Origin of the sequence: Azotobacter chroococcum, assembly GCF_004339665.1 — a bacterium.
In the GTDB taxonomy this organism is placed as follows: Bacteria; Pseudomonadota; Gammaproteobacteria; order Pseudomonadales; family Pseudomonadaceae; genus Azotobacter; species Azotobacter chroococcum.
In genome coordinates, this window is sequence record NZ_SMMU01000007.1 from 40,721 (window position 1) to 64,163 (window position 23,443).

Sequence of the window (23,443 nt, forward strand, 5' to 3'; positions counted from 1 at the left end):
ATCAGTAGATCTCCATGATGCTGGTATTGGCGGCGGTCTGCCCCTCCAGCGGCTCGTTGTGCAGGGCGTGCATGAGGGCCCAGGCCAGGTCGGCGTGGCCGGTTTCTTCGGTGCGGCCGGCAACGTAGGTCATCTGCCGGCCGCTGGCGGTCATGGTCTTGCGGATCGCCATCAGCGAACTGGTGAGGTCGATCCAGCCGGTGTCGTACTCCAGCCGGCCGTTGTGGATCACGTCCCATGCCTTCATCACCAGGCGGGTCTTCACCTCCGGCGAGTAGCTGAAGGTGGTCAGGTTCGGGAAGAACTGGCGTACCAACTGGGCGACGCCGGTGCCCATACCGGTTGTGTCGAGGCCGATATAGGTCACCCAGTAGCGCTGGGTCACTTTTCGGATGAACTCGGCCTGCGCGGCGAAGTCCATGCCGCGGAACTGGTGCCGCTCGAGCACGCGGAACTTGCCGCCCGGGACCAGCGGCGGGGCGACCACCACCAGGCCGGCGCTGTCGCCGGTTTCGGCCGGGTCATAGCCGACCCACACCTGCCGGTCGCCGAACGGGCGCATGGCGAACGGCTTGAAGTCCTCGGCCCACTCGACCCAGCTGTCGACCTGGCACGGCTGCAGCATCGCCAGCGGGAAGATGCTCGCCCCGTCGTCGACGAACTCGCACATCAGCAGATTGGCGAACTGCTCGGCGTTGTACTCGAAGCGCAGCTCCTCGAGGTCGAACAGATCGCAGCCGCGGCCGCTGGCGTCGAGGATGGTCACGATCTGCCGCCAGATCTTGTCCTCGCACAGCCGGCCCTGGGCCAGGGCGTCGTGGCCGACATCGAGTTTGAGGTGCTGGGCGGTCGGCTTGCCTTCGTTCAGGCGTTCGCCGGTCCACCACCGATAGGCCGGGTGCCCCTTGCTCGACGGCGTCGAGAAGTAGGTCTTGCGCCACTTCTTGTGCAGGGCCATGCCCGAGGCGACCTTGTTCAGCTCGTCGAAGCCGTGGACCCAGAAGAACTCGTCGAAGTAGAAATTTCCGCTGCGGCCCTGCGCGGTGCGGTAGTTGGTGCCGAGGAAATGCAGCTCGGCGCCGTTCCACAGCACGATGGGGTCGCCGCTCAGCTGCCGGCCGAGCACCTCCTGGATGAAGGCCTGCATGTAGTTCTTGAACTGGTGGGCCTGCGCCTTGCTGGCCGACAGGAAGATCTGGTTGCGGCCGGTGGTGATGGCGTCGATCAGCGCTTCCCGGGCGAAGTAGTAGGTCGCCCCGATCTGCCGCGACTTCAGCAGCATGCGCGTGCGCTGGTTGCCGGCCCGGTACCAGTCGAGCTGGTACTCGAAGCAGCCGTCCACGAAGGCCTCGGTGAGCCGCTCGATCTCCTCCTCGCCGAACTCGTTGCGCTTGGGCGGCTTCTTCGGCGCCTCGTTGCGCTTTGCGAGGTTCGGATTCAGATCCGTTTCGCTGCCGCCGCCCTGGTAGCGCTGGATGCGCGCCTGCCGCTCGAGCTGGCGGTGCAGCAGGTCGATTTCCTTGAAGTCGCCGCCGGTCTTGCTCTCTTTCAGGATCAGTTGGACCAGCCGGGCTTCCAGGGCGCCGCCGATGCGCTCGACGCTGTCTGCGCGGTCCCACTCGTCGCGCGACTTCCAGGTGTGCAGGGTCTTTTCCTTCTCGCCGGTGGCTTCGGCGATCTCGCAGATGCGCCACCCCATCCAGTACAAGAATTTGGCCTGGCGGCGGGTGTCGAGGGGGATGAGTTCGATGGCTGTCATGGCGGCGATGCTGCCCGCTCGCGCGCGCCGGCGCTGTCGCTCGCCCCTGTAGCGCGCCGCGCTACAACCCCCCGTCGTTGCCGCTCCCGCGGCGCCTGCCGACCATGCCCTCACTGCATCGCCACCCGGCAAACGCTTTGAGGACAGCCCCGCATGAAGAAGAAATTCCGCTCCAAATGGTTCCGCGTCGCCGTCGAGGGCGCGACCACCGACGGCCGCCAGATCGAGCGCAGCTGGATCGAGGAAATGGCCAGCACCTACGACCGTGCCAAGTACGGCGCGCGGATCTGGATGGAGCACTACCGCAGCGCCCTGCCGGACAGTCCGTTCCGCGCCTACGGCGACGTCCTGGCAGTCAAGGCCGAGGAGGTGGACATCGACGGCCAGAAGCGCCTGGCCCTGTTCGCGCAGATCGAGCCGACCGACGACCTGGTCAACATGGTCAACAAGCTCAAGCAGAAGATCTTCACCAGCATCGAGGTCCTGGAAAAGTTCGCCGGCACCGGCAAGGCCTACCTGATGGGCCTGGCCGTCACCGACTCCCCGGCCAGCATCGGCACCGAGATGCTCGCCTTCGCCCAGCAGAACCCGGACGCCAGCCCGCTCAAGTCCCGCAAATCCAACGCCGATTCGCTGTTCACCGCCGCCACCGAGGCGGTGCTGGAATTCGAGGAGGTCGAGGACAAGCCCGGCGTCGGCGCCGCCCTGTTCGCCCGCGTCGAGGCGCTGCTGAAGGGCAAGCAGGCGAAAGATGACGGCGAGTTCAGCCAAATCGGCCAGGCCGTCGAGGCCATCGCCGAGCACGTCAAGGAGCAGGCCGAGGCCTTTGCCGCCGAACAGCGGACCACCGCCGAGCTGACCACCAAGGTGCAGCAGCTCTCCGCCGACCTGGCCGCCCTCACGACCTCGCTCGGCAACACCCAGGACCACAGCCAGCAGCAGCGCCCGCCCGCCACCGGCGGTAATGGCCAGATCCTGGCCGACTTCTAAGCGACTATCCCCGGAGTCCCCCATGCGTGAAGAAACCCGCAAAGTCTTCAATGGCTACCTGACCCAGGTGGCCAAACTCAACGGCATTACCTCGGCCATCGTGAAATTCAACGTCGCCCCGGCTGTCCAGCAGCGTCTGGAAACCAAGATCCAGGAGTCGAGCGACTTCCTGCGCCGCATCAACATCGTTCCGGTGACCGAGCAGGAGGGCGAGGCCATCCTGCTGGGCGTCAACGGCCCCATCGCCAGCCGCACCAACACCGCGGCCGGCACCCGCCGCAACCCGGCCGAGCGCGTCGTCCTGACCAAGGACAGCTACAGCTGCAAGCAGACCAACTTCGACAGCGCTTTCCCCTATGCGCGGGTCGACGCCTGGGCGCGCTTCCCGGACTTCCAGGTCCGCCTGCAGAGCGCGATTGCCGCGCGGCAGGCCCTCGACCGCATCATGATCGGCTTCAACGGTACCAGTGCCGCCGCTGCGACCGACATCGGCACCAACCCGCTGCTGCAGGACGTCAACATCGGCTGGCTGCAGAAGATCCGCACCGGCGCCCCCGAGCGCGTGCTCGACGAGGTGGTCGACGCCTCCGGCGAGGTCACCATCGGTGCCACCGGCGACTACAAGAACCTCGACGCCCTGGTCTACGACGCCGTGCAGATGCTCGACCCCTGGCATCGATCGCACCCGGACCTGGTCGTGCTGGTCTCCCGCGACCTGCTGCACGGCAAGCTGCTGGCCGCCGTCGAGCGAGGCGCCGCCTCAAACCAGGAAGAGAACGCCGCCGCCGAGATCGTCACCAAGGCCCGCCTGGGCGGCCTGCCCATCGTCGATGCACCGTTCTTCCCGGCCGGTACCGTGCTGATCACCACCCTCGACAACCTGTCGATCTACTACCAGGAAGGCGCGCGCCGCCGGCATATCCGCGACGAACCCGACTACGACCGCATCGCCGACTACCAATCGTCCAACGACGCCTACGTCATTGAGGACTTCGGCCTCTGCGCGCTGGTCGAGAACATCGAGGAGGTCTGAGCATGGCCCTGAGTCCCGCCCAGCGTAGCCAATTGCGCAAGCGCGCAGCCAAGGAGGCCGCGGCCAGCGCCCCCACCCACTCCATGGCCGGCGCGACCACCTACGAGCTGCAGCTGTCGCAGCTCGCCCAGGACCGCGCCCGGCTCAGGCAGATCCAGTCCGAGCAGGGCAAGGCCGAGCTGAAGCGCGAGCTTTTGCCGAGCTATGCCCCCTACGTCGAAGGAGTGCTGTCCGCCGGGCAGGGCGCCCAGGACGAGGTGCTGACCACCCTGATGGTCTGGCGGATGGATGCCGGCGACTACGCCGGCGCCCTGGACATTGCCACCTATGTGCTCCAGCACGGCCTGCTCATGCCCGACCGCTTTGCCCGCACCACTGGTTGCCTGGTCGCCGAGGAGGTGGCCAACGCCGCCCTCAAGGCACAGAAGGCTGGCGGCACCTTCGACCTGGCGGTGCTCGAGCGCACCCAGGAACTCACCGCGGAGCAGGACATGCCCGACGAAGCGCGCGCCAAGCTGCTGCTGGCCACCGCACGCGCCACCCTCGACGGCGAGGCACCGGAGCTGCCGCGCCTGCTGATTGGCATAGACCTCCTCAAGCGCGCCATCGACCTGCATGGCAGCTGCGGCGGCAAGAAGGATCTGGAGCGCGCCGAGCGCCTCTTGAAGAACATCGCGGCCCCGGCCGCGGACTGAGCGTCCCCACGCGAACCCGGCGGCGCGGGGTTGATCCAGGCAGTTCTCTGCCCAGGTGACGTCCCGCCCACCGCCGAACCTGGAGCACAGCATGAGCGGATTCATCGCCAACGGCGGCAGCGCCGAGCCATTCACCCTGGTCAACGACGGCTGGTTCCCGGACATCGACGCCGACCACCTGCGCGCCGCCCTGCGTCTGGATAGCAGCATCACCAATGCCCGCCTCGAGGTCGCCGCGGTCAACGCGATGATCACCGTCAACCGCGAACTCGCCCAGTACAAGGCCCGCGAGCAGGCCAACGGTTACGCGGCCTTGGTCGACGTGCCGGCCGTTTCGATCAAGGGCGAAAGCGAACTCGTCCACCTTTACCGCCGCGCCGTCTACTGCAGCGCCGGCGCCGAGCTGGCCGAGCGTTACCGCAGCTACGACAGCACAGCCGACGGCAACCAGCGCGCCGACGACCTCACCCCCAGCGTCGACGAATACCGCCGCGATGCCCGCTGGGCGATCCGCGACCTGCTCGGTGCCGTGCGCACCACCGTGGAGCTGATCTGATGGCCGAGGTCATCGCCCACCAGGGCGACACCCTCGACGCTCTCTGCTGGCGGCACTACGGCCGCACCGCCGGCGTGGTCGAGGCCGTGCTCGAGGCCAACCCGGGCCTGGCCGACCTCGGCCCCATCCTGCCCCACGGCCAGCGCGTGATCCTGCCCGAGCAGGCGCCGCCGCCGCAGCGGCAAGACCTCATCAACCTCTGGGACTGACAGCCCCTATGAACAGGATGCACCGCATGCCCGACAAACCGGAAACCTGGGCCTGGCTCGCCGCCTGGGTCCAAAGCAACTGGCCGGCCCTCTACGCGGGCGTGCTCGCCTTCGTCGTCGCCGCCTTGCGTATCGCCTACACCGGCGGGCGCCTGCGGCAGCTGCTGCTCGAGGCCCCGCTGTGCGGCTTCATCGGCCTGGGCGTCAGCTACAGCACCGAGCTGCTCGGCGTCTCGCCCGGCGTCGCCCCCTTCTTCGGATCGATGGTCGGCCTGATCGGCGTCGAAACCGTCCGTGCGGCGGCCCGCCGCTTCTTGGAAAAGAAGGTGGACCCCGCATGAATGCCCTTCGCCTTGACGACCGCAACCAGGCAGTCCTGGTCCTGCAGAAGCAACTCAACGCCCAGGGCGCCGGCCTCTATCCCGACGGCCACTATGGCGAGAAGACCGAGCAGGCCGTGCGCGACTTCCAGCGCCGCGCCGGGCTGGTCGCCGACGGCGTCGCCGGTCCCAAGACCATGGTCGCCCTGGCCGGGCAGGACACCGGCCACCTGCTCAAGCAACGCGACCTCGAGCAGGCCGCCGAGCGCCTCGGCGTGCCGCTGGCCAGCGTGCTGGCCGTCAACGTAGTGGAGAGCCAAGGGGAAGGTTTTCTCGCCAACGGACGGCCGGTGATCCTTTTCGAGCGGCACGTCATGCGCGAGCGCCTGTTCGAGCACCGCCATGTCCTGCCCGGCCTCGCCAGTCCAGAGGCGACCGTCGAGGCCCTGGCCGCCCGCTATCCCGCCCTGATCAACGCCCGCCCCGGCGGCTATGCCGGCGGCGTCGCCGAACACCCGCGCCTGGCCCAGGCCCGGCAGATCCACGACAGCGCCGCCCTGGAATCCGCCTCCTGGGGCCTGTTCCAGATCATGGGCTACTACTGGCAGCGCCTCGGCTACGCCAGCGTCCAGGCCTTCGCCCATTGCATGGCCGAGAGCGAGGCGCAGCAGCTGGAGGCCTTCGTGCGCTTCGTCGAGGCCGATCCGGCGCTGCACAAGGCCCTCAAGGCACGCAAGTGGGCCGAGTTTGCCAAGCGCTACAACGGCCCGGCCTACGCCCGGAACCTCTACGACGTGAAGCTCGCCCGGGCCTACGAGCAGTTCGCCGGGCACGCCGAGGAGGCCGCATGATCGCCCGCCTCCTGCAGTGGGCCGGGCCGGTCTGCTTATTGGTCGCCGCCCTCGTCGTCTACATGGTCGCCCATACCGCGGCCACGTTGGCCACCGAGCAACGCGACCAGTTCGCCCGCCAGGCCGACACCCTGGCCACCGAGTTGGCTGCCGAGCGCAGCGCCCAGGCCAAGCTGCGCACCACCCAGGACAGCCTGCGCGCCGAGTTGGCCCGCCGTCACTCCCAGATCGAGGACCTCAAGCATGAAAACCAGGAACTGCGCGACTGGGCTGCTCAGCCTTTGCCTGCTGCTGCCCGCCGGCTGCGCGAGCGACCGGCCCTCACCGGTGCCGACGCTTACCAGGATTGGCTGTCCGGCCGTGGTGCCGTGCCGCTTGCCGGCGACGGCGCCGAGCGATAACGGCGAGCTGCTCGACGACACCGAGCGCCTCGAGGCCGCCTGGGCCGACTGCGCCGCCCAGGTCGACATGCTCTACCGCCACCAACAGACCAACCAATGAGATGCCCGCCATGGACGAGATTGCCGAAAACATCGACCGCCTCGAGGACCTGATCGACGCCCTGCATACACCGTCGATGCCGGTGCGCCTGCATATCCACAGCCTGCAGGAGGACCTGCCGAAGGTGGTCGACGGCCTGCGCGCCGGCTACCTGGCCGCCGGCGGCGACCCCTACTGGGACCCGGAGCGCCCATGAACAAGCCTGGCATCGACGCTTACCGGGACTGGCTGTCCGGCCGTGGTGCCGTGTCGCCCAGCTCGACAGGCTCTACCGCCGCCAACAGAACACCCCCCGAACCCCAACGCTGGAGAAAGCGATGATCCTTCTTTCCCGCTGGAACCTGACCGAGCCTACTGCTCAGATTATCCAGACCGACGATTTGCAGGCTCACCAGTCGAAGTACTTCATCCGCAACGCCGACGCCTCGATCACCTTCTGCGCGCCGTCCTCGGGCGAGGGCATCGACTCGACCGCCAACAGCGCTTACCCGCGCTCCGAACTGCGCGAGACGTTGGAAAATGGCGATGACCGCGAAGCCAACTGGAGCCTGGGCAGCGCACCGCTTCACTGCCTGCGCGGCAGGTTGCGCGTCGATTCTCTGGCCGCGAGCGGCAAGGCGATCGTTGGCCAGTTTCATGGCGAGGGCCATCAGCCGCCGCTCAAGATCCAGGTGACCTTGATCGAGGGCACCGACCGCTTCAAGGTCTACATGCAGCATCGTCCGATGCTCGGCGGCACCGAATACAAGCCGAGTTTTGCGGCCGAGGTCGCGCTTGGCGAAGAGTTCGGCTACGACGCCCGCGTGACCCGCGACGGCGCGCTGTCCGTGACGCTGGACACGGCCGCCGGGGCCGAGACCCTGACCGCGCGGTACGACGTCGCGTCTTACGCCAGCGATCAGTGGTACATGAAGGCCGGCATGTACTCCCAGGAAGCCGTCGGCGGTGTCGGTACCGGCCAGGCGACGTTCGTCGGCCTGCTGCTCCCGTTCCATGGCACGGCAGAGGAACTGGCCGCGCTGCTCGCGCAAGAGTCCAGCGAGCAGCCTGCCGCCGGAGACCTCGAGCAGTTGGTGGCCGCCCCGAGCCAGGACGACGTCCTCGTCGGTACCGAAGCCGACGACATCCTCGACGGCGGGGCCGGGAGGGACAAGCTGGTCGGCGCAGGTGGTGCTGATGCGTTCCTCTTTTCCGCCCGCGCGGACAGCCACCGCACCGCTGCCGCGAGCTTCGCCGACCTGGTCCAGGACTTCGATCCGACCCAGGACCACATCGACCTTTCCGCCCTGGGCTTCGCCGGCTTCGGCGACGGCCGCAACGGAACCCTGTTGGTGCAGACCAGCGGTGACGCCACCCGCACCTATCTGAAGAGCTACGAGGCGGACGCCGAAGGCCGTCGCTTCGAGGTCGTCCTGGACGGCGACCATGCCGGCGCCATCCTGGCCGGCGGTGTCGTCTGGCTGACCCGAGAAGACGCGAACAACGGCCACCGGGCCGACATCAGCCGGCATAACTGCGCCATCGCCTGGCATCAGGCACAGATCGACGCGCACCTGGCCGCTATGCAGCCCCTTGCCTGATCCATCCAAAAACCGTGCTGCCGCCGCCGGAGGCGGCAGCTACGGGAACCTGGCGCACCCATTACCATTCGAGGCCGAGCATGATCAGTCATATGTCCGTTTCCGTGGCGGAAGCCGGGGTGTCCGATCCGACCTATATCTTGGGTTTCCGAGAGACGACGATCTCCGTCATCCCCGCATCCGCCGACGCTTTAGCGAAGTGCCAGTACAGCACTTCAAGCCGAAAGGCCATCCAGGACGGCTCCGCCACCTGGATCGACTGGCCGAAGGGCAACATCTCCCTGCCCGCGACCGACGTCATCCTGTTCCGCGCCACGGCGGTGCGGCTACAGGCCACCGGGGCCGCAGTGATGGAGATCATCGGCAGTGAATAACTTCGACTTCGCCACGCGCCCCCTTTTTGCATCCCAGCGTGCCGCCACCCTGCAGGCGCTTGCCCGCGCCGGCAGACCGCCGCTCGACCGCTTCATCAACATCGTCGGCGATAGCCGGCAGGCGAACGCGATCGGGGGAACTCCGCCCACCGAGACCCACGAGAACTACGGAATTGCAGCCTGGCTACCGTTCTACACCGGTGGCCGGGTCCGCATCGGTGCGGCGCGCAAGAGCGCCACGCCCGGCTATACCTCCAAGCAAGTGCTGGACAACATGGACACGTACATCGCTGCCGGTGGTGACGTGTTTTTCAACCTGTACTGCACCAACGACAGGAACCCCACTAATGCATTCCCGTTGGGGACCAGCAAGAAGAACCTCGAGGCGGGGCTTCGCAAGCAGATCGATGCCGGCAAGATCCCGATCATGCTGGCCGAGCTGCCGCGCGGCGGGGAGTACGCGCTGTCCGGCGAGCAGCTCTCCTATCACCTCGCCATGCGCGAGTGGCAACTTACCCGTCTGCCGGAAATGGGCGTTCGCGTCGGCGATGCCTGGCCATACCTGGTCGATCCGGACAACGAGCATCTCGCGCTGCCTCGGCCGGAACTCTACGTCGACCAGCTGCACCTCAACGGCATCGGGGCGCCGTTGGCCGTTCGCGCAGTCGCTCACCATTTCATCGATCTGTTCGGCGTGCCGCTGGAGCTGCCAACCTACGACTCGCCGTTCGACGCTACCTACAACCCGCGCGGCTGGCTGACCAGCAACCCCCTGCTGCTCGGCACGTCGGGCACCAAGAACGGCACGGCCAACGCCACTGGCCCGCTCGCCACCGGCTTCAGCCTGGCTGGGACGAACTGGACTGGCGCAACCGTCACGCTGTTCCAAGAACCGTCTCCGCTTGGCGGGAACTATCAGGGTTTCGAACTTGGCGGAACTCCGACCGCCGCCGGCAGCACGCTGATCATGGAGCAGGTGATTCCGCTCGCGAACGTCACTGCGGGCGACATCATACGGGCTGTCGCGCTGACTGCATTCGAGAATCTGCAGGGCGTCGGCGGCGTGTCGATCGACGTCCGCTTTGTCCGCGGTGGCAACGTCTACTACGTGAAATCCCTGGACCGCTACGCCGAGGGGAGCCCGATGTGGGTGGGGCCGGGGATTGGTCCGCAAGAGACGCCCTTCCTGACCGCCGACCCAACCACCGATACCGAAATCAAGATGCGCGCCGTTATCTACGGCTGTCAAAACGTGCCGATCCGAGGAACCGTCAGGATCGGGAATCTCGGCTGCCAGAAGGTTCTGTAAAGCCCAACCCATGCCCATGCGGCCGTCTCGCCGCAGTCAGGAGCCCCATGAACAAACCCGAATCCCTGCGCGCCCACCTGCTCGCCGCGGTGCCCGAGCTGCGCCACAACCCCGACCGCCTGCTGATCGTCATCGACCAGGGCCGACTGCGTGCTACGGCCGCGCCCGGCCTGTCCTTTGAGTACAGCTACACCCTGAATCTGATCTTCACCGACTACGCCGGCCACCCGGACGCCATTGCCATCCCGCTGCTGGCCTGGCTGCTGGTCAACCAGTCGGAGCTGCTGGTCAACCCGAAGCGGGGCGAGGACGCTATCCAGTTCGAAGTCGACCCGCTGGCCAACGACAAGGTCGACCTGGCGATCACCCTGCCGTTGACTGAGCGGGTCATCGTCAGGAAGCAGGCCGACGGCACGTTGCAGGTCACCCATGCCGGGGAGCCGCAATACACCGAGCACCTGGAGAGCACCCACCTCGAGGTCTACGCCGACGGCGAGCTGATCGCCGAGTGGGACACGCCGGCGCCGACCGGCGTCGCCCTGGAAACCCCGCACCCAGGACCGACCCGCTATGTCTGACAACCTGCGCGCTATCGAGGACTGGGCCGGCGTCCTGCTGGCCAGGCTTGGCGCCGGCGAGCGCCGCACACTCAACCAGACCATCGCCCGCGACCTGCGCCGCAGCCAGCAGCAGCGCATCGCCACGCAGCAGAACCCGGATGGCAGCCTCTACGCCCCGCGCAAGCCCAGGAAGAACCTGCGCGGCAAGGTCGGCGGCGTGCGCCGGAAGATGTTCGCCAAGCTGGGCAAGGCCAAGCACCTCAAGCTGCAGAGCACGGCAGGCAGCATCGCCATCGGCTTCGTCGGCCGCACCGCGCGCCTGGCCCGCGTCCACCAGTACGGCCTGCGCGATCGCGTCGAGCGCGGCGGCCCAGACGTCCAGTACGACCGCCGGCAGTTGCTCGGCCTGACCGACGCCGACCTGGAGCTGATCCGCGACCGCCTCCTCGAGCACCTTGCCAGCTGACGTCGGCCTGTAGCGCGCCGCGCTACAACCTCCGCCGCACGACAGCCGCGCCCGCGCGGGGCCAGCATGGCGGCCATGAATACCGCCGACCTGACCCGCCGCCTCGAAAACCTGATCCGCTTCGGCACCGTCGCCGAGGTCGACCCTGCAAAGCCGCGCTGCCGCATGAAGACCGGCGGGCTCGTCACCGCCTGGCTGCCGTGCTTCACCCTGCGCGCCGGCGAAGACCGCACCTGGGACCCGCCCAGTATCGGCGAGCAGGGCATCGTCTTCTCGCCGTCGGGCGATCCGGCCACCGGCGCCGTGCTCGTCGGCCTGAATAGCGACGCCTTTCCGGCGCCGGACAACGACCCGAGCCGCCACCGCCGCACCTACCGCGACGGCGCGGTGATCGAGTACGACACCGCCACCCACACCCTGCGCGCCACGCTACCCGGCGGGGGCAAGGTCGACATCGTCGCCCCGGGCGGCGTGACCATCCTCGGCGACGTGACCATCACCGGCCTGGTCACCGTGAGCGAGGACGTGGTCGCCGCCGGCATCAGCCTGGTCCAGCACGTCCACGGCGGCGTCCTGTCGGGCGGCGCCACCACGGGAGGTCCGCAATGACCGGCATGTCTCGCAGCACCGGCCAGGCCATCGGCGACCTCGAGCACCTGCGCCAATCCATCGCCGACATCCTCACCACACCGCTCGGCTCGCGCGTCATGCGCCGCGACTACGGCAGCCTGATCCCCGAACTGATCGACCAGCCGCTCAACGGCGTGACCGTCACGCGCCTGTATGCCGCCACAGCCACGGCGCTGATCCGCTGGGAGCCGCGCGTGCGCCTGTCCCGCGTGCAGCTCAGCCTGGGCAGCGAGCCGGGCAGCGCAGGCCTTGACCTCGAGGGCACCCGCGTCGACGGCAATGCGCCGCTGAGCCTGCGCGTGCCGCTCACAATGGGAGCCAGCACATGAGCCAGTTCGTCGCCATCGACCTGTCGCAGATCCCCGCGCCGAAGGTCGTCGAAACCCTGGACTTCGAGCAGATCCTCGCCGAGCGCAAGGCCACCCTGGTCGGCTACTACCCCGCGGACGAGCAGGCCGCCGTCGCTGCCCAGCTGGAGCTGGAGTCCGACCCGCGCACCAAGATGTTGGAGGAGAGCACCTACCGGGAGCTGGTCCTGCGCGCCCGCATCAACGACGCGGCCAAGGCGGTGATGCTGGCCTATGCGGAAGAAGAGGACCTGGACCAACTGGGCGGCAATTTCAGCGTAAAGCGGCTGGAAATCTCGCCGGCCGATCCCGAAGCCACCCCGCCGGTCGCCGCGGTCTATGAGAGCGACACGGATTTCCGTTATCGCATCCAGCTATCCATGGAAGGGTTGTCGGTGGCTGGTCCGGAGGGCGCCTACATCTTCCACGCCCTGAGTGCCAGCGGCCTGGTGCTCGACGCCAGCGCGACCAGCCCGACCCCCGGCGAGGTGGTGGTCACCGTGCTGTCCCGCGAAGGCGACGGCACCGCCAGCGCCGAGCTACTCGCCAGCGTCGACAGCGCGCTCAGCGCCGAGAGCGTCCGCCCGCTCACCGATTACGTCCAGGTCCAGGCCGCCACGGTCGTTCCATACCAGGTCGAGGCGACGCTGCGCTTCCTGTCCGGCCCGGACCGCACGGTGGTCATGGCTGCGGCCCAGGCGGCCATCGAGGCCTACACCGAGGGCCAGCACCGCCTCGGCCTGGATGTGACCCTGTCCGGCCTCTATGCCGCCCTGCACCAGCCGGGCGTGCAGCGCGTCGACCTGGCCAGCCCGACCGCCAACCTGGTGATCGACCGGCAGAGCGCTTCCTACTGCACCGCCATCACCCTGACCGACGGAGGCCTGGATGAGTGACAACCTGCTGCCGCCCAACGCCACGGTCCTGGAGCGCGCGCTCGCGCAGGCCTCGGCGCCGCTGGGCGAACTCCCGGTGCCGCTGCGCGAGCTGTGGAACCCCGACACCTGCCCCGAGCACCTGCTGCCCTGGCTTGCCTGGTCGCTGTCGCTCGACAGCTGGCAGCCCTACTGGCCGGAGGCGATCAAGCGCGAGCGGATCAGGCAGGCGGTGGAGATCGCCCGCCGCAAGGGCACGGCGAAGAGCGTGCGCGACGTGGTCAGCTCGTTCGGCTCATCGCTGGCCCTGCGCGAGTGGTGGCAGACCATGCCCAAGGGCACCCCGCACACCTTCGAGGTGGTGCTGACCCTCGGCGCCGGCGTGCCCAACACCGCCGCCTACCAGCAGGACATCATCGGCGAGATCGAGCGCACCAAGCCGGTCCGCAGCCATTTCACGTTCACGCTCGGCCTGTCCGCCACCGGCGGCCTCGGGCTGCAGGGTGTCGCCCGCCCCATCGTCTATCGCAGAATCCAGGCTGTAGAGGCCCCCTGACATGGCACTCCAGATCACCATCACCGACGCCGGCCGGGCCGAGATCGTCAACGCCCAGAACACCGGCACAGGCCCGGTCGTCATCAGCCAGGTCGGCGTAGGCACTGGCCAGTACGCCCCCAGCAAGACCCAGACGGCCCTGCAGGGCGAGATCAAGCGCATCGGGACGATCGGCGGCCAGGTCGTTGCCGACGACACTATCCACGTCACCGTCAAGGATGAAGGGGCCGACGCCTACGACGTCGGCGAGTTCGGCCTGTTCAGTGCCAGCGGCACGCTGCTGGCGGTGTATTCGCAGCCGGCCGTCTCGGGCTGGATCATCGAGAAGGCCAGCGCCTCGACCCTGCTGCTGGCCGTCGACATCGTTCTGGAAAGCCTCGACGCCGATACCCTGACCTTCGGCGACGTCGTCTTTATTAACCCGCCGGCCACCACCGAGGTGGCGGGTGTTGTCGAACTGGCCACTGTCGCGGAAACCCTGGCCGGCGAAGACAGTTCGCGTGCGGTCCATCCGGAGGGGCTGGCCGCCGTGATCGAGGCCCTCGGCCTCGGCACGGCCTCGACCCGTGATTACAGTTCGACAAATGTGCCGGGAACCGTCATGTATCGCGATGGCAACGGCAATGTTGCGGTCGCCATCATCTATGGCGATCTGGATGGCCTGGCAGCCGCCGCGAGCAAGCTGGAAACAGCGCGAACCATCAACGGCGTCCCCTTCGACGGCACGGCGAACATCGTCATCGCCGACGGAACCAAGGAGCCAGCCCTCGGCTTCACCCCGGTGCAGCAGGGCGGCGGCGCCGGCATGCTGTCGAACAAGGTCATGATCGGGTACGACGGCAACGGAAACTTGATCTTCCAGGTCGATGCGACGGCCTTTGGCAAGCTGTGGAGCGAGAACAACCAACTGGGGCTTGGCACCACGGCGGAATCCGCCCGTGCGGCGCTGTATCTGGGCGACGCGGCGACCCTGAATGGCACCTCGCTGAATACCCCCGGAACCATTGTCGTGCGCGACGGCAATGGCGATGTTGCCGTGCGCTACCTGGTCGGCGAGCTGGTCGGTCTGGCGGAGAGGGCGACGAAGCTGAACGTCGCACGGACCATCAACGGTGTGCCGTTCGACGGCACGGCAAATATCTCAATCACGACGGTGCCGACCGCGCCGCCCGGATCGAACAGCACCCTGATCGCCAACACGGCATTCGTGCAGGCAGCCATCGCCGCCCTGGTGAACAGCTCGCCGGCCACGCTCGATACTCTCAACGAGTTGGCGGCGTCGCTGGGCAACGACCCGAACTTCGCGACAACCGTCGTCAACTGGCTGTCCGGGAAGGTCAACCGGGACAGCATTACGGATGCGGGGTTTGCCAACGGAGACACGAACTATCCCTACTTCCGTGCTGCAGCCGATGGCGTGGTCCATTATCTGCAGAAAGCCCTGGGCTTCACACCGGTGCGCCAGGGCGGCGGGGCTTACCAGCTGACCAACGTCGTCTATATCGGCTTCGATGGATCGGCCCTGCGCGCTCAGGTTGATGCAACAGACCTCGGGCAGCTCTGGAGCGACTATAACGGTGTCCAGAAAGTTGTCGCTGCCATTGCCGCCATGGCAGTCGGCTCCGTAGCTTCCTATGCCCTCTGTGTTGTGGGCGGCGGCTCGGCCGGTGTCGCCGTTCCGGCCGGCACGCTCGTAGCCGGCAGCAGCCTGCGCTTCGCCGCGGCATCCGGGGACTATTCCAGCGCCCCGGACGGGACCTGGCGCGTCATGGGGCATCTGTTCGACGCAAACCTTGACGACACCAACTCCGTCACGCTGTGCCTGAGGGTTTCCTGATGCAAGTTCGCAACCTGAGTTACAACGCGCGCGGCACCATCGACTGCGAGATCGAGCACCCGGCGCTCGGCTGGATACCGTTCACCGCCTCGCCAGGCGATGTCGAGGAGCTGGGCCGCTCCATCTATGCGGCAGCCATGACCGGCGAGCACGGCGAGATCGCGCCCTATGTCGCGCCGGTGCCCACCGTCGACGAGCTGGCCAGGCAGTATGAACGGGAGGTGCAGCAGCACCTGGACGCCACCGCCAAGGGCTACGGCTACGACGACATCAAGAGCGCCGTGACTTACGCCGACGAGCCGGCGGTGCCCAGGTTCCAGATCGAAGGCCTTGCTTTCCGCGCCTGGCGGTCGCTGTGCTGGGACTACTGCTACAGCCTGCTCGATGCGGTCCAGGCCGGCACGACGCCGCTGCCCGCCCTCGAGGACGTGATCGCCGGGCTGCCGGCGCTGGAGGTCAGCTATGGCAACTAAGCTCGACCTCTACCGCCCCGACCGCCGCCGCCGACCCTATTGGCTCGGCCTGCTGATCGCCCTGGATCAACTGGCCAACGCGGCGCTGGCCGGCTACGTCGACGAGACGCTGAGCAGCCGGGCGCACCGCGAAGGCTGGACCATTGCCGAGCGCCTGATCGACAGCCTGTTCTTCTGGGACCGCCAGGGCGAGATCCGCCACTGCGAACTGGCGTTCTATGGCGAGCTGGTCCGCGAGCACTTCCCGCCATCGGCCGCCCCTGACCCGCTACCGGCCAGCGCCTGACCTCATCCTGTAGCGCGCCGCGCTACAACCCCAGCCGCTACCCGATTCTCCGCCCGCGCGCCACCCTGCGCAGGACTTACCCATCCTGCGCAGGAGCATCCCATGCCCGGTGATTACCATCACGGCATACGCGTCGTCGAAGCCAGCGACGGCACGCGCCCGATTCGCACCGTCTCCACCGCCGTCGTCGGCGTCGTCTGTACTGGCAGCGATGCCGACGCTGCCGCCTTTCCGCTCGACACTCCGGTGCTGGTGACCAACGTCCAGGCCGCCATCGGCAAGGCCGGCACCCTCGGCACCTTGGCCGCGACTCTGGACGCCATCGCCGACCAGACCAACGCCATCACCGTGGTGGTGCGCGTTGCCGACGGCGAGGGCGTCGACGCCGCGGCGAAGGAGGCCGACCAGAACACCAAGATCATCGGCACCACCACGGCCGGCGGCCAGATGACCGGCCTCAAGGCCCTGCTGGCCGCCCAGGCGCAGCTCGGCGTCAAGCCGCGCATCCTCGGCGTACCGGGCCTCGACAGCCTGGCCGTGGCCACCGAGCTGGTCAGCATCGCCCAGAAGCTCCGCGGCTTCGCCTATGTCTCGGCCTGGGACTGCGCCACCAAGGAAGAAGCCGTGGCCTACCGCGACGGCCTCGGCGCCCGCGAGGTGATGGTCATCTGGCCGGACTTCATGGCCTGGGACACCGTCAGCAGCAGCACCGAGACGGCTCCGGCCGTTGCCCGGGCGCTCGGCCTGCGCGCCAAGATCGACAACGAGGTGGGCTGGCACAAGACGCTCTCCAACGTCGTGGTCAACGGCGTCACCGGTATCAGCAAGGACGTGTTCTGGGACCTGCAGGACCCGGCCACCGACGCCGGCTACCTCAACGCGAACGAAGTCACCACCCTGATCCGCCGCGACGGCTTCCGCTTCTGGGGTTCGCGCACCTGCTCGGCTGACCCCTTGTTCGCCTTCGAGTCCGCCACCCGCACCGCCCAGGTGCTGGCCGACACCATCGCCGAAGGGCATCTGTGGGCCGCCGACAAGCCGATGCACCCGTCCCTGGTTCGCGACATCCTGGAGGGCGTCAACGCCAAGTTCCGCGAGCTGAAGCGCCTGGGCTACATCATCGACGCCGAGGCCTGGTACGACCCGGCCCTCAACGACCAGGTCACCCTGTCGGCCGGCAAGCTCTACATCGACTACGCCTACACGCCGGTCCCGCCGCTGGAAAACCTGAACTTCAACCAGCGGATCACCGACCGCTTCCTGGCCGACTTCGCCAGCCGGATCAACGCCTGATAGGAGCCCGCCAGCATGGCACTGCCCCGCAAACTGAAGAACCTGAACCTGTTCAACGACGGCAACAGCTACCTGGGCGTTTCCCGCTCCTGCACGCTGCCGCCCCTGGCCCGCAAGATGGAAAGCTACAGGGGCGGCGGCATGGGCGGCCCGGTCAAGGTCGACCTCGGCCTCTCCGACGACGGCCTCCAGTTCGAGTGGACCCTCGGTGGCCTCGACCTGACCGTGCTGCGCCAGTTCGGCACAACCCGCGCCGACGGCGTGCTGCTGCGCTTCGCCGGCTCCTACCAGCAGGACGACACCGGCGAGGTCATGGCCGTGGAAATCGTGGTCCGTGGCCGCCACGAGGAAATCAACCTGGGCGACGCGGAGGCCGGCGAGGACACCGAGGTCAGCATCGTCACCACCTGCAGCTACTACAAGCTGATCGTCAACGGAAACACCGAGATCGAGATCGACCTGCTCAACATGGTCGAGATCGTCAACGGCGTGGACCTGATGGCCGAACACCGCCGCGCCATCGGCCTGTAAGGCATGCCCGGCCACCTGCCGCCGGCGCGCTCGCCGGCACCACCCAGCACAACCAGGAGCACCCCCATGACCCAGACCACCAAGACCGTCACCCTCGACAATCCGATCGTCCGCGGCGAGCAGACCATCACCACCATCGAGCTGCGCAAGCCGGACTCCGGCAGCCTGCGCGGCGTCACCCTCACAGACGTGCTGCAGATGGACGTCAACGCGCTGTTCGTCGTCCTGCCGCGCATCAGCACGCCGGCGCTCACCAAGCCCGAACTGCTGCAGATGGACCCGGCCGACCTGCTGCAGCTGGGCAGCGAGGTCACCGTTTTTTTGTTGCCGAAGTCGGCGAAGGTGGATGTCTCCCCCGCTGCGTAGAAGACGCCATGGCCGACCTGGCCATGGTCTTTCACTGGGGGCCGGCGGACCTTGACCCGCTGTCCCTCACCGATCTGATGGAGTGGCGCGAGCGCGCTCGGCAGCGCTGGGAGGGCCAGCAGCATGGCACGCGATCTAAGGCTTGAAGTCATCCTGCAGGCGGTCGACCGCGCGACGCGCCCGATCCGCGCTGTAACCCAGGGCGGCAGCGAGCTGGCCAGCACGCTCAAGGCGAGCCGCGAGGCGCTCAAGGGCCTGCAGAACCAGCAGAAGGACGTGGAGAGCTTTCGCGCGGTGCAGGCCGCCTCGAAGCAGACCAGCGAGGCGATCCGGGCCAACCGGGAGCGAATCAAGGCGCTGTCCGAGCAGATGGCGGTGGCGGCCCGCCCCACGCGGCAAATGACCACCGAATTCCAGCGTGCCATGCGCGAGGGCCACAAGCTCAAGGCCAGTTACAGCGAACAGCAACGCCAGCTGCAGACGCTGCAGACCCGCCTGAACTCAGCCGGCATCCAGACCAACCGCCTGGGCGCCGAGGAGCTGCGCCTGCGCCGGCGGATCGAGCAGAGCACGCGCAGCATCACTCAACAACAGGACAGCATGCGGCGCCTGGCCCAGCAACAGGAGCGGCTGGCCAAGGCGAGAGACGCCTACGCGCAGGCCAAGGAGCGTGCTGGCGGTATCGCTTCAATGGGCGCAGTAGGAATTGCGGAAGGCTATGCCCTGTCCCGACCGCTGGCGGCCGTGATGGGCGCCTACGCGCCGGCCGAGGATGCAGCGGCCCAGCTGCGCGCCTCGATGATGGGCGCCGATGGCAGCGTCGCGGAGGACTTCGCCAAGATCAGCGCCTTGGCAACCAGCCTGGGCGATCGCCTGCCAGGCACCACCGCGCAGTTCCAGGAAATGATGACCATGCTGCGCCGGCAGGGTATCAGCGCGCAGTCGATCCTAGGCGGTACCGGCGAGGCGGCAGCCTACCTCGCAGTCCAGCTCAAGATGGGCAGTACCGATGCCGCCGAGTTCGCGGCCAAGATGCAGGATGCCACCCGAACCACCGAGGGCGACATGATGGGGCTGATGGACATGATCCAGCGCACCTTCTACCTCGGCGTCGACTCGACCAACATGCTCTATGGATTTTCCAAGCTCTCCCCGGCGCTGGGCATCCTCCGCAAGAGTGGTCTCGAGGCAGCCAACACCCTGGCCCCGCTGCTGGTGATGATGGACCAGGTAGGCATGAGCGGGGAGCCGGCAGGCAATGCCCTGCGCAAGGTGTTCCAGGCAGGGCTGAACCTGGACAAGGTCAGCAAGGCCAACAAGGAGATCAAGAAGCTCGGCATCAGCCTCGACTTCACCGACGGCAAGGGCGAGTTCGGCGGGCTTGAAAAGCTGTTCGCTCAACTCGACAAGCTCAAGAAGCTGAATAGCGTCCAGCGGACCAGCGTACTGTCCACCGTCTTCGGCGATGACGCCGAGACGCTACAGGTCGTGCAGACCATGATCGACAAGGGCATAGCCGGCTATCAGGAGGTGGCCGGAAAGATGCAGGCCCAGGCCGACCTGCGCAAGCGCGTCGACGACCAGCTCAAGACTCTGACCAACGTCATCGACGCCGCCCAGGGCAGCTGGACCAATGCCATGGCCGAGTTCGGCGCCGCCGTGGCTCCCGAATTGAAAGGCCTGATCCAATGGCTTGGCAGCATCGCCAGCGGCATCGGCGCCTGGGCGCGGGAAAACCCGCAACTGGCCGGGACGCTGGTCAAGGTGACGGCCGGCATCAGCGCATTGGCGTTTGCTGGCGGTGCGCTGGCCATCGGCATGGCCGGGTTGATTGGGCCGTTCGCCATGGCCAAGCTCGCCATCTCGACCTTCGGTATTACCACCGGCATCGCCCTCGGTCCGGTTTTGCTGATCATCGCCGCGGTAGCAGCACTGGCCGGCGGCGCCTACTTGATCTGGAAGCACTGGGGCACCTTGGGGCCGAAGTTCGCCGCGCTGTGGGAGGGGGTCAAGGCCCAGTTCGCCAGCCTGATGACCTGGTTCGCCGGCCTGCCGGAGCGCTTCCGCCAGTTCGGCGCTGACATCCTCCAGGGTCTGGCCAATGGCATCACCGGCGCCCTCGGCAGCGTCAAGACGGCCATCACCGGAGCCGGCGGCGCGGTCATCGGCTGGTTCAAGGAGAAGCTCGGCATCCACTCGCCCAGCCGCGTCTTCGCCCAGTTGGGCGGCTTCACCATGCAGGGTCTCGAGCAGGGGCTGCTGAAAGGGCAGGACGGGCCGCTCGCCGCCGTCGCCGGCCTGGGCCGGCAGCTGACCCAGGCCGGTGCGCTCACTGTTGGCGTGGGGGCGGCCGGCAGCGCCCTGGCGATCGACAGCCGCCCGCCGCTGGCTGCCGGTGGCGCGGCGCCCATCGTCGTCCAGGGCGACACCATCCAGATCATCATCCAGGCCGGCGCCGGCAGCAACACGGGCGACCTGGCACAGCAGATCAACCGCATCCTCGATGATCGCGAGCGCGCCAAGGCCGCCCGCGTGCGTTCCCGCCTGCACGACCAGGAGTAACCCGCCATGATGATGGCCCTCGGGCAATTCGTGTTTTCCCTGTCGACCCTGGCCTACCAGGAATTCCAGCGGCAGACTGACTGGCGGCACGGCTCGACCAGCCGCATCGGCGCCCGCCCGGCGCGGCAGTTCCTGGGGGCTGGGGACGACAGCATCACCCTGCCGGGCGTGCTGCTGCCCGAGCTGACCGGCGGCAGGCCAAGCCTCGACGAGATCCGCGAAATGGCCGACACCGGCAAGGCATGGGTCCTGGTCGAGGGCACGGGGCGGATTTACGGGCTGTGGGTGATCGAGAGCCTGAGCGAGACGCACAGCCTGTTCTTCGCCGACGGCACCGCCCGGCGCATCGAGTTCAGCCTGGTGCTCAAGCGCATCGACGACGACCGGATCGACCAGCTCGGCACGCTGGTCAGCACGGCGGCCGATCAGCTCCTCGAGGAGCTGCTGTGAACGCTGCCTATCCGTACCCGATCTGCCGCGTGGTGGTGGACGGCCGCGACATCACCGCCGCGATCACCCGGCGCCTGATCGGCATCAGCCTTACCGACAACCGTGGCCTCGAGGCCGACACCCTGGACATCCAGCTCAGCGACCACGACGGGCAGCTCGCCATCCCGCCGCGCGGCGCGACGGTGCAGCTCTGGCTGGGCTGGAGCGACAGCGGCCTGGTCGACAAGGGAAGCTACACGGTCGACGAAACCGAGCACAGCGGCGCCCCGGACGTGCTGTCCATCCGCGCCCGCTCGGTCGACCTGCGCGAGGGGCTGAAGTCGAAGCGCGAACGCAGCTGGGACCAGAAGGCCCTGGGCGACATCATCAAGGCCATCGCCACGAGCAACCGCCTCGAGGCCGTCATCGCGTCGAGCCTCGCGCAGATCCCGCTGGCCCACCTTGACCAGGCCAACGAGAGCGACGCCAACCTGCTGGCCCGCCTGGGCGAGCAGCACGACGCCATCGCCACCGTGAAGGCCGGCCGGCTGCTGTTCATGCCCGCCGGCAAGAGCACCACCGCCAGCGGCCTGCCGCTGCCGCACATCACCCTGACCCGCGCGGACGGCGACCAGCACCGCTTCCTGCAGGCCGACCGCGACAGCTACAGCGGCGTGCGCGCCTACTACTACGACACCAACAGCGCAGAGAAGAAGGAGGCGATCGCCGGGGAAAAGGACAACCTCAAGGACCTGCGCCACGTCTACACCGACCAGGCCAGCGCCCTCAACGCCGCCCGCGGCGAGTGGAGCCGCCTGCAGCGCGGCACGGCGACGCTCAGCTACACCCTGGCCCGGGGCCGCCCGGACCTGATCCCCGAGCTGACCTACACCCTGATTGGCATCAAGGACGAGATCGCCGCCATCACCTGGCTGGGCGCCCATGTCGCGCACAGCTTCACCGCCGATGCCTACACCACCAGCCTGGAGCTGGAGTCCAAGCTGCCGGATGGCGAGGAGATCCTCGACCTGGCGGAGGAGGCGACCGACTACACCGGCGTGCTGGCCTGGTACCGGGATGAGAAGACGGGCAAGGAAAGCAAGGTCACCGCCGGCGATCAGACCCGGCCCACGCGCCTGACACCGCTCTACACGAGCAAGGCGGCGGCGGAGAAGGCCGTGGAGAAGGCGTGGAAGAAGATGCAGGCAGCATAAATATAAGAAATGGATATAAGTACTTTAAATTCGGAAAAATAAAATGCTTAGGTTTGTTAGGGCTATATATCGTTTGTTTAGTTTTAAAAACACAAACTTAAGTGAATTATATAAAGGCTCGGCTACCGCTCGTCCAGTAATTCATTCTTCAAGAACTTAATTTCTATGTTTTGCTCTCAATTCATAGGGCAGTTATTTTGCTCTATAAATGCCTGATTAGTATTAAAGCGGCTTGCAATGTAATTATTATATTTATAAGTTAGGGCGTAGATAGGAGAAAATAATCATGACTGAGAAAGATAAAGATAAAGATAAAGATAAAGATAAAGATAAAGATAATAAAGGCAGCATAAGCGTAGAGGAAGCGGGACGTAAGGGGGGAGAAGCGACCTCAAAAAGCCATGATAAAGAGTTCTACCAAGAGATAGGCCATAAAGGTGGCGAAGCAACATCTGAAAGCCATGATAAAGAGTTCTACCAAGAGATAGGCCATAAAGGTGGCGAGGCAACCTCCGAAAGTCACGGTAAAGAGTTCTATCAAGAGATCGGCCATAAAGGTGGTCAAAGCAGCGGTGGAAACTTTGCCAATGATCGGGAGCGAGCATCGGAGGCAGGTCGTAAGGGAGGGGAGAGCCGGGGTGGTGGCTCTAGTGATCGTGAGGATAGCGATGAGAACTTTGCCAATGATCGGGAGCGAGCATCAGAGGCAGGCCGCAAGGGGGGGCAGAGCCGCGGTAGTGGCTCAGCGAGTGATCGTGAGGAGGAGGCCGAATAGGGTAGGAAAAGGTGGAGAGAATAGCCAGGGGGGTGGTTGTGATAGCTGATGCGGCAGAGCGGGAGC

The 23,443-nt window shown here is 66.9% G+C and carries 30 protein-coding genes and 1 pseudogene; 30 read left to right on the top strand and 1 reads right to left on the bottom strand.

The window, feature by feature from the left end; all coding sequences use genetic code 11:
* Position 1: 1 nt before the first annotated feature.
* Entirely contained in the window at positions 2-1,759 is a 1,758-nt protein-coding gene (locus tag EV691_RS08270; protein WP_131302421.1) for a terminase ATPase subunit family protein, read from the bottom strand.
* A 153-nt stretch (positions 1,760-1,912) separates the two neighbouring features.
* On the opposite strand from EV691_RS08270, the gene EV691_RS08275 reads away from it, so the two are divergent.
* The 30 genes and pseudogenes from EV691_RS08275 to EV691_RS08420 all read left to right on the top strand — a co-directional run bounded on the left by EV691_RS08275 (position 1,913) and on the right by EV691_RS08420 (position 23,377).
* Positions 1,913-2,749, top strand: coding sequence for a GPO family capsid scaffolding protein (locus EV691_RS08275; protein ID WP_131302419.1), 837 nt, complete (start codon positions 1,913-1,915; stop codon positions 2,747-2,749).
* Between the two features lie 22 nt (positions 2,750-2,771).
* On the top strand, positions 2,772-3,782 hold the full coding sequence (locus tag EV691_RS08280; protein ID WP_131302416.1) for a phage major capsid protein, P2 family: 1,011 nt from the start codon (positions 2,772-2,774) through the stop codon (positions 3,780-3,782).
* Between the two features lie 2 nt (positions 3,783-3,784).
* Positions 3,785-4,477 carry a phage terminase small subunit gene (locus EV691_RS08285; RefSeq protein ID WP_131302414.1) on the top strand — a complete coding sequence of 231 codons (693 nt, stop codon included), beginning with the start codon at positions 3,785-3,787 and terminating at the stop codon, positions 4,475-4,477.
* 91 nt (positions 4,478-4,568) lie between these two features.
* The gene (locus EV691_RS08290) at positions 4,569-5,033 is read left to right on the top strand and encodes a head completion/stabilization protein (protein ID WP_131302411.1); all 465 of its coding nucleotides are present in this window, start codon (positions 4,569-4,571) and stop codon (positions 5,031-5,033) included.
* Entirely contained in the window at positions 5,033-5,242 is a 210-nt protein-coding gene (locus EV691_RS08295; RefSeq protein ID WP_131302408.1) for a tail protein X, read from the top strand. Before EV691_RS08290 ends, EV691_RS08295 begins: the two co-directional genes overlap by 1 nt.
* Positions 5,243-5,259: 17 nt before the next feature.
* Entirely contained in the window at positions 5,260-5,583 is a 324-nt protein-coding gene (locus tag EV691_RS08300; RefSeq protein ID WP_242672675.1) for a phage holin, lambda family, read from the top strand.
* Positions 5,580-6,413 carry an N-acetylmuramidase domain-containing protein gene (locus tag EV691_RS08305; protein ID WP_131302403.1) on the top strand — a complete coding sequence of 278 codons (834 nt, stop codon included), beginning with the start codon at positions 5,580-5,582 and terminating at the stop codon, positions 6,411-6,413. The genes EV691_RS08300 and EV691_RS08305 overlap by 4 nt, the downstream gene beginning before the upstream one ends.
* Positions 6,410-6,814 carry an Rz-like lysis system protein LysB gene (gene lysB, locus EV691_RS08310; protein ID WP_131302400.1) on the top strand — a complete coding sequence of 135 codons (405 nt, stop codon included), beginning with the start codon at positions 6,410-6,412 and terminating at the stop codon, positions 6,812-6,814. Before EV691_RS08305 ends, lysB begins: the two co-directional genes overlap by 4 nt.
* A pseudogene (gene lysC, locus EV691_RS23815) lies at positions 6,729-6,914 on the top strand (Rz1-like lysis system protein LysC); the annotation flags it as partial. The gene lysB and the pseudogene lysC, both read left to right, overlap by 86 nt.
* A 10-nt stretch (positions 6,915-6,924) precedes the next feature.
* The gene (locus EV691_RS08315) at positions 6,925-7,110 is read left to right on the top strand and encodes a hypothetical protein (protein ID WP_242672670.1); all 186 of its coding nucleotides are present in this window, start codon (positions 6,925-6,927) and stop codon (positions 7,108-7,110) included.
* A gap of 121 nt (positions 7,111-7,231) precedes the next feature.
* Entirely contained in the window at positions 7,232-8,494 is a 1,263-nt protein-coding gene (locus EV691_RS24250; protein ID WP_242672669.1) for a polysaccharide lyase family 7 protein, read from the top strand.
* 80 nt (positions 8,495-8,574) lie between these two features.
* Positions 8,575-8,868 carry a hypothetical protein gene (locus EV691_RS08330; protein ID WP_131302394.1) on the top strand — a complete coding sequence of 98 codons (294 nt, stop codon included), beginning with the start codon at positions 8,575-8,577 and terminating at the stop codon, positions 8,866-8,868.
* On the top strand, positions 8,861-10,177 hold the full coding sequence (locus EV691_RS08335; RefSeq protein ID WP_131302391.1) for an SGNH/GDSL hydrolase family protein: 1,317 nt from the start codon (positions 8,861-8,863) through the stop codon (positions 10,175-10,177). The genes EV691_RS08330 and EV691_RS08335 overlap by 8 nt, the downstream gene beginning before the upstream one ends.
* A 47-nt stretch (positions 10,178-10,224) precedes the next feature.
* Positions 10,225-10,755, top strand: a complete 531-nt coding sequence (locus EV691_RS08340; protein ID WP_131302388.1) for a phage tail protein — start codon at positions 10,225-10,227, stop codon at positions 10,753-10,755.
* Positions 10,748-11,203 (top strand): phage virion morphogenesis protein, encoded by a 456-nt coding sequence (locus tag EV691_RS08345; protein WP_131302385.1) that lies wholly within the window; start codon positions 10,748-10,750, stop codon positions 11,201-11,203. The genes EV691_RS08340 and EV691_RS08345 overlap by 8 nt, the downstream gene beginning before the upstream one ends.
* Before the next feature lie 66 nt (positions 11,204-11,269).
* A complete protein-coding gene (locus EV691_RS08350) occupies positions 11,270-11,812 on the top strand; it encodes a phage baseplate assembly protein V (protein WP_131302382.1) in 543 nt (180 codons plus the stop codon).
* Positions 11,809-12,162, top strand: a complete 354-nt coding sequence (locus EV691_RS08355) for a GPW/gp25 family protein (protein WP_131302379.1) — start codon at positions 11,809-11,811, stop codon at positions 12,160-12,162. The genes EV691_RS08350 and EV691_RS08355 overlap by 4 nt, the downstream gene beginning before the upstream one ends.
* The gene (locus tag EV691_RS08360) at positions 12,159-13,076 is read left to right on the top strand and encodes a baseplate assembly protein (RefSeq protein ID WP_131302376.1); all 918 of its coding nucleotides are present in this window, start codon (positions 12,159-12,161) and stop codon (positions 13,074-13,076) included. The genes EV691_RS08355 and EV691_RS08360 overlap by 4 nt, the downstream gene beginning before the upstream one ends.
* Positions 13,069-13,611 carry a phage tail protein I gene (locus EV691_RS08365; protein ID WP_131302373.1) on the top strand — a complete coding sequence of 181 codons (543 nt, stop codon included), beginning with the start codon at positions 13,069-13,071 and terminating at the stop codon, positions 13,609-13,611. The genes EV691_RS08360 and EV691_RS08365 overlap by 8 nt, the downstream gene beginning before the upstream one ends.
* Position 13,612: 1 nt before the next feature.
* Positions 13,613-15,448: a phage tail-collar fiber domain-containing protein gene (locus tag EV691_RS08370; protein WP_131302370.1), complete on the top strand. Its 1,836-nt coding sequence runs from the start codon at positions 13,613-13,615 to the stop codon at positions 15,446-15,448.
* Entirely contained in the window at positions 15,448-15,921 is a 474-nt protein-coding gene (locus EV691_RS08375) for a hypothetical protein (protein ID WP_131302367.1), read from the top strand. The genes EV691_RS08370 and EV691_RS08375 overlap by 1 nt, the downstream gene beginning before the upstream one ends.
* Entirely contained in the window at positions 15,911-16,207 is a 297-nt protein-coding gene (locus EV691_RS08380; RefSeq protein WP_131302364.1) for a hypothetical protein, read from the top strand. Before EV691_RS08375 ends, EV691_RS08380 begins: the two co-directional genes overlap by 11 nt.
* 102 nt (positions 16,208-16,309) lie before the next feature.
* Entirely contained in the window at positions 16,310-17,500 is a 1,191-nt protein-coding gene (locus EV691_RS08385) for a phage tail sheath protein (RefSeq protein ID WP_131302361.1), read from the top strand.
* Positions 17,501-17,515: 15 nt separating this feature from the next.
* A complete protein-coding gene (locus EV691_RS08390) occupies positions 17,516-18,031 on the top strand; it encodes a phage major tail tube protein (RefSeq protein WP_131302358.1) in 516 nt (171 codons plus the stop codon).
* A 66-nt stretch (positions 18,032-18,097) separates the two neighbouring features.
* Entirely contained in the window at positions 18,098-18,397 is a 300-nt protein-coding gene (locus EV691_RS08395) for a phage tail assembly protein (RefSeq protein WP_131302355.1), read from the top strand.
* 8 nt (positions 18,398-18,405) lie between these two features.
* Positions 18,406-18,543: a GpE family phage tail protein gene (locus EV691_RS08400; RefSeq protein WP_131302352.1), complete on the top strand. Its 138-nt coding sequence runs from the start codon at positions 18,406-18,408 to the stop codon at positions 18,541-18,543.
* Positions 18,521-20,959, top strand: coding sequence for a phage tail tape measure protein (locus tag EV691_RS08405; protein WP_131302349.1), 2,439 nt, complete (start codon positions 18,521-18,523; stop codon positions 20,957-20,959). The genes EV691_RS08400 and EV691_RS08405 overlap by 23 nt, the downstream gene beginning before the upstream one ends.
* 6 nt (positions 20,960-20,965) lie before the next feature.
* On the top strand, positions 20,966-21,409 hold the full coding sequence (locus EV691_RS08410; RefSeq protein WP_131302346.1) for a phage tail protein: 444 nt from the start codon (positions 20,966-20,968) through the stop codon (positions 21,407-21,409).
* Entirely contained in the window at positions 21,406-22,602 is a 1,197-nt protein-coding gene (locus EV691_RS08415; RefSeq protein WP_131302343.1) for a phage late control D family protein, read from the top strand. The genes EV691_RS08410 and EV691_RS08415 overlap by 4 nt, the downstream gene beginning before the upstream one ends.
* Before the next feature lie 286 nt (positions 22,603-22,888).
* On the top strand, positions 22,889-23,377 hold the full coding sequence (locus tag EV691_RS08420) for a con-10 family general stress protein (RefSeq protein WP_131302341.1): 489 nt from the start codon (positions 22,889-22,891) through the stop codon (positions 23,375-23,377).
* Positions 23,378-23,443: the final 66 nt, after the last annotated feature.

What these genes read in the sequence shown, in the direction of transcription:
- EV691_RS08355 (WP_131302379.1), top strand. Translation starts at nt 11,809, where the DNA reads ATGACCGGCATGTCTCGCAGCACCGGCCAGGCCATCGGCGACCTCGAG.
- EV691_RS08285 (WP_131302414.1), top strand. Translation starts at nt 3,785, where the DNA reads ATGGCCCTGAGTCCCGCCCAGCGTAGCCAATTGCGCAAGCGCGCAGCC.
- EV691_RS08290 (WP_131302411.1), top strand. Translation starts at nt 4,569, where the DNA reads ATGAGCGGATTCATCGCCAACGGCGGCAGCGCCGAGCCATTCACCCTG.
- EV691_RS08315 (WP_242672670.1), top strand. Translation starts at nt 6,925, where the DNA reads ATGGACGAGATTGCCGAAAACATCGACCGCCTCGAGGACCTGATCGAC.
- EV691_RS08350 (WP_131302382.1), top strand. Translation starts at nt 11,270, where the DNA reads ATGGCGGCCATGAATACCGCCGACCTGACCCGCCGCCTCGAAAACCTG.
- EV691_RS08340 (WP_131302388.1), top strand. Translation starts at nt 10,225, where the DNA reads ATGAACAAACCCGAATCCCTGCGCGCCCACCTGCTCGCCGCGGTGCCC.
- EV691_RS08385 (WP_131302361.1), top strand. Translation starts at nt 16,310, where the DNA reads ATGCCCGGTGATTACCATCACGGCATACGCGTCGTCGAAGCCAGCGAC.
- EV691_RS24250 (WP_242672669.1), top strand. Translation starts at nt 7,232, where the DNA reads ATGATCCTTCTTTCCCGCTGGAACCTGACCGAGCCTACTGCTCAGATT.
- EV691_RS08305 (WP_131302403.1), top strand. Translation starts at nt 5,580, where the DNA reads ATGAATGCCCTTCGCCTTGACGACCGCAACCAGGCAGTCCTGGTCCTG.
- EV691_RS08300 (WP_242672675.1), top strand. Translation starts at nt 5,260, where the DNA reads ATGCACCGCATGCCCGACAAACCGGAAACCTGGGCCTGGCTCGCCGCC.
- EV691_RS08360 (WP_131302376.1), top strand. Translation starts at nt 12,159, where the DNA reads ATGAGCCAGTTCGTCGCCATCGACCTGTCGCAGATCCCCGCGCCGAAG.
- EV691_RS08375 (WP_131302367.1), top strand. Translation starts at nt 15,448, where the DNA reads ATGCAAGTTCGCAACCTGAGTTACAACGCGCGCGGCACCATCGACTGC.
- EV691_RS08275 (WP_131302419.1), top strand. Translation starts at nt 1,913, where the DNA reads ATGAAGAAGAAATTCCGCTCCAAATGGTTCCGCGTCGCCGTCGAGGGC.
- EV691_RS08410 (WP_131302346.1), top strand. Translation starts at nt 20,966, where the DNA reads ATGATGATGGCCCTCGGGCAATTCGTGTTTTCCCTGTCGACCCTGGCC.
- EV691_RS08380 (WP_131302364.1), top strand. Translation starts at nt 15,911, where the DNA reads ATGGCAACTAAGCTCGACCTCTACCGCCCCGACCGCCGCCGCCGACCC.
- EV691_RS08280 (WP_131302416.1), top strand. Translation starts at nt 2,772, where the DNA reads ATGCGTGAAGAAACCCGCAAAGTCTTCAATGGCTACCTGACCCAGGTG.
- EV691_RS08420 (WP_131302341.1), top strand. Translation starts at nt 22,889, where the DNA reads ATGACTGAGAAAGATAAAGATAAAGATAAAGATAAAGATAAAGATAAA.
- EV691_RS08370 (WP_131302370.1), top strand. Translation starts at nt 13,613, where the DNA reads ATGGCACTCCAGATCACCATCACCGACGCCGGCCGGGCCGAGATCGTC.
- EV691_RS08295 (WP_131302408.1), top strand. Translation starts at nt 5,033, where the DNA reads ATGGCCGAGGTCATCGCCCACCAGGGCGACACCCTCGACGCTCTCTGC.
- EV691_RS08330 (WP_131302394.1), top strand. Translation starts at nt 8,575, where the DNA reads ATGATCAGTCATATGTCCGTTTCCGTGGCGGAAGCCGGGGTGTCCGAT.
- EV691_RS08395 (WP_131302355.1), top strand. Translation starts at nt 18,098, where the DNA reads ATGACCCAGACCACCAAGACCGTCACCCTCGACAATCCGATCGTCCGC.
- lysB (WP_131302400.1), top strand. Translation starts at nt 6,410, where the DNA reads ATGATCGCCCGCCTCCTGCAGTGGGCCGGGCCGGTCTGCTTATTGGTC.
- EV691_RS08405 (WP_131302349.1), top strand. Translation starts at nt 18,521, where the DNA reads ATGGCACGCGATCTAAGGCTTGAAGTCATCCTGCAGGCGGTCGACCGC.
- EV691_RS08345 (WP_131302385.1), top strand. Translation starts at nt 10,748, where the DNA reads ATGTCTGACAACCTGCGCGCTATCGAGGACTGGGCCGGCGTCCTGCTG.
- EV691_RS08400 (WP_131302352.1), top strand. Translation starts at nt 18,406, where the DNA reads ATGGCCGACCTGGCCATGGTCTTTCACTGGGGGCCGGCGGACCTTGAC.
- EV691_RS08270 (WP_131302421.1), bottom strand. Translation starts at nt 1,759, where the DNA reads ATGACAGCCATCGAACTCATCCCCCTCGACACCCGCCGCCAGGCCAAA.
- EV691_RS08390 (WP_131302358.1), top strand. Translation starts at nt 17,516, where the DNA reads ATGGCACTGCCCCGCAAACTGAAGAACCTGAACCTGTTCAACGACGGC.
- EV691_RS08365 (WP_131302373.1), top strand. Translation starts at nt 13,069, where the DNA reads ATGAGTGACAACCTGCTGCCGCCCAACGCCACGGTCCTGGAGCGCGCG.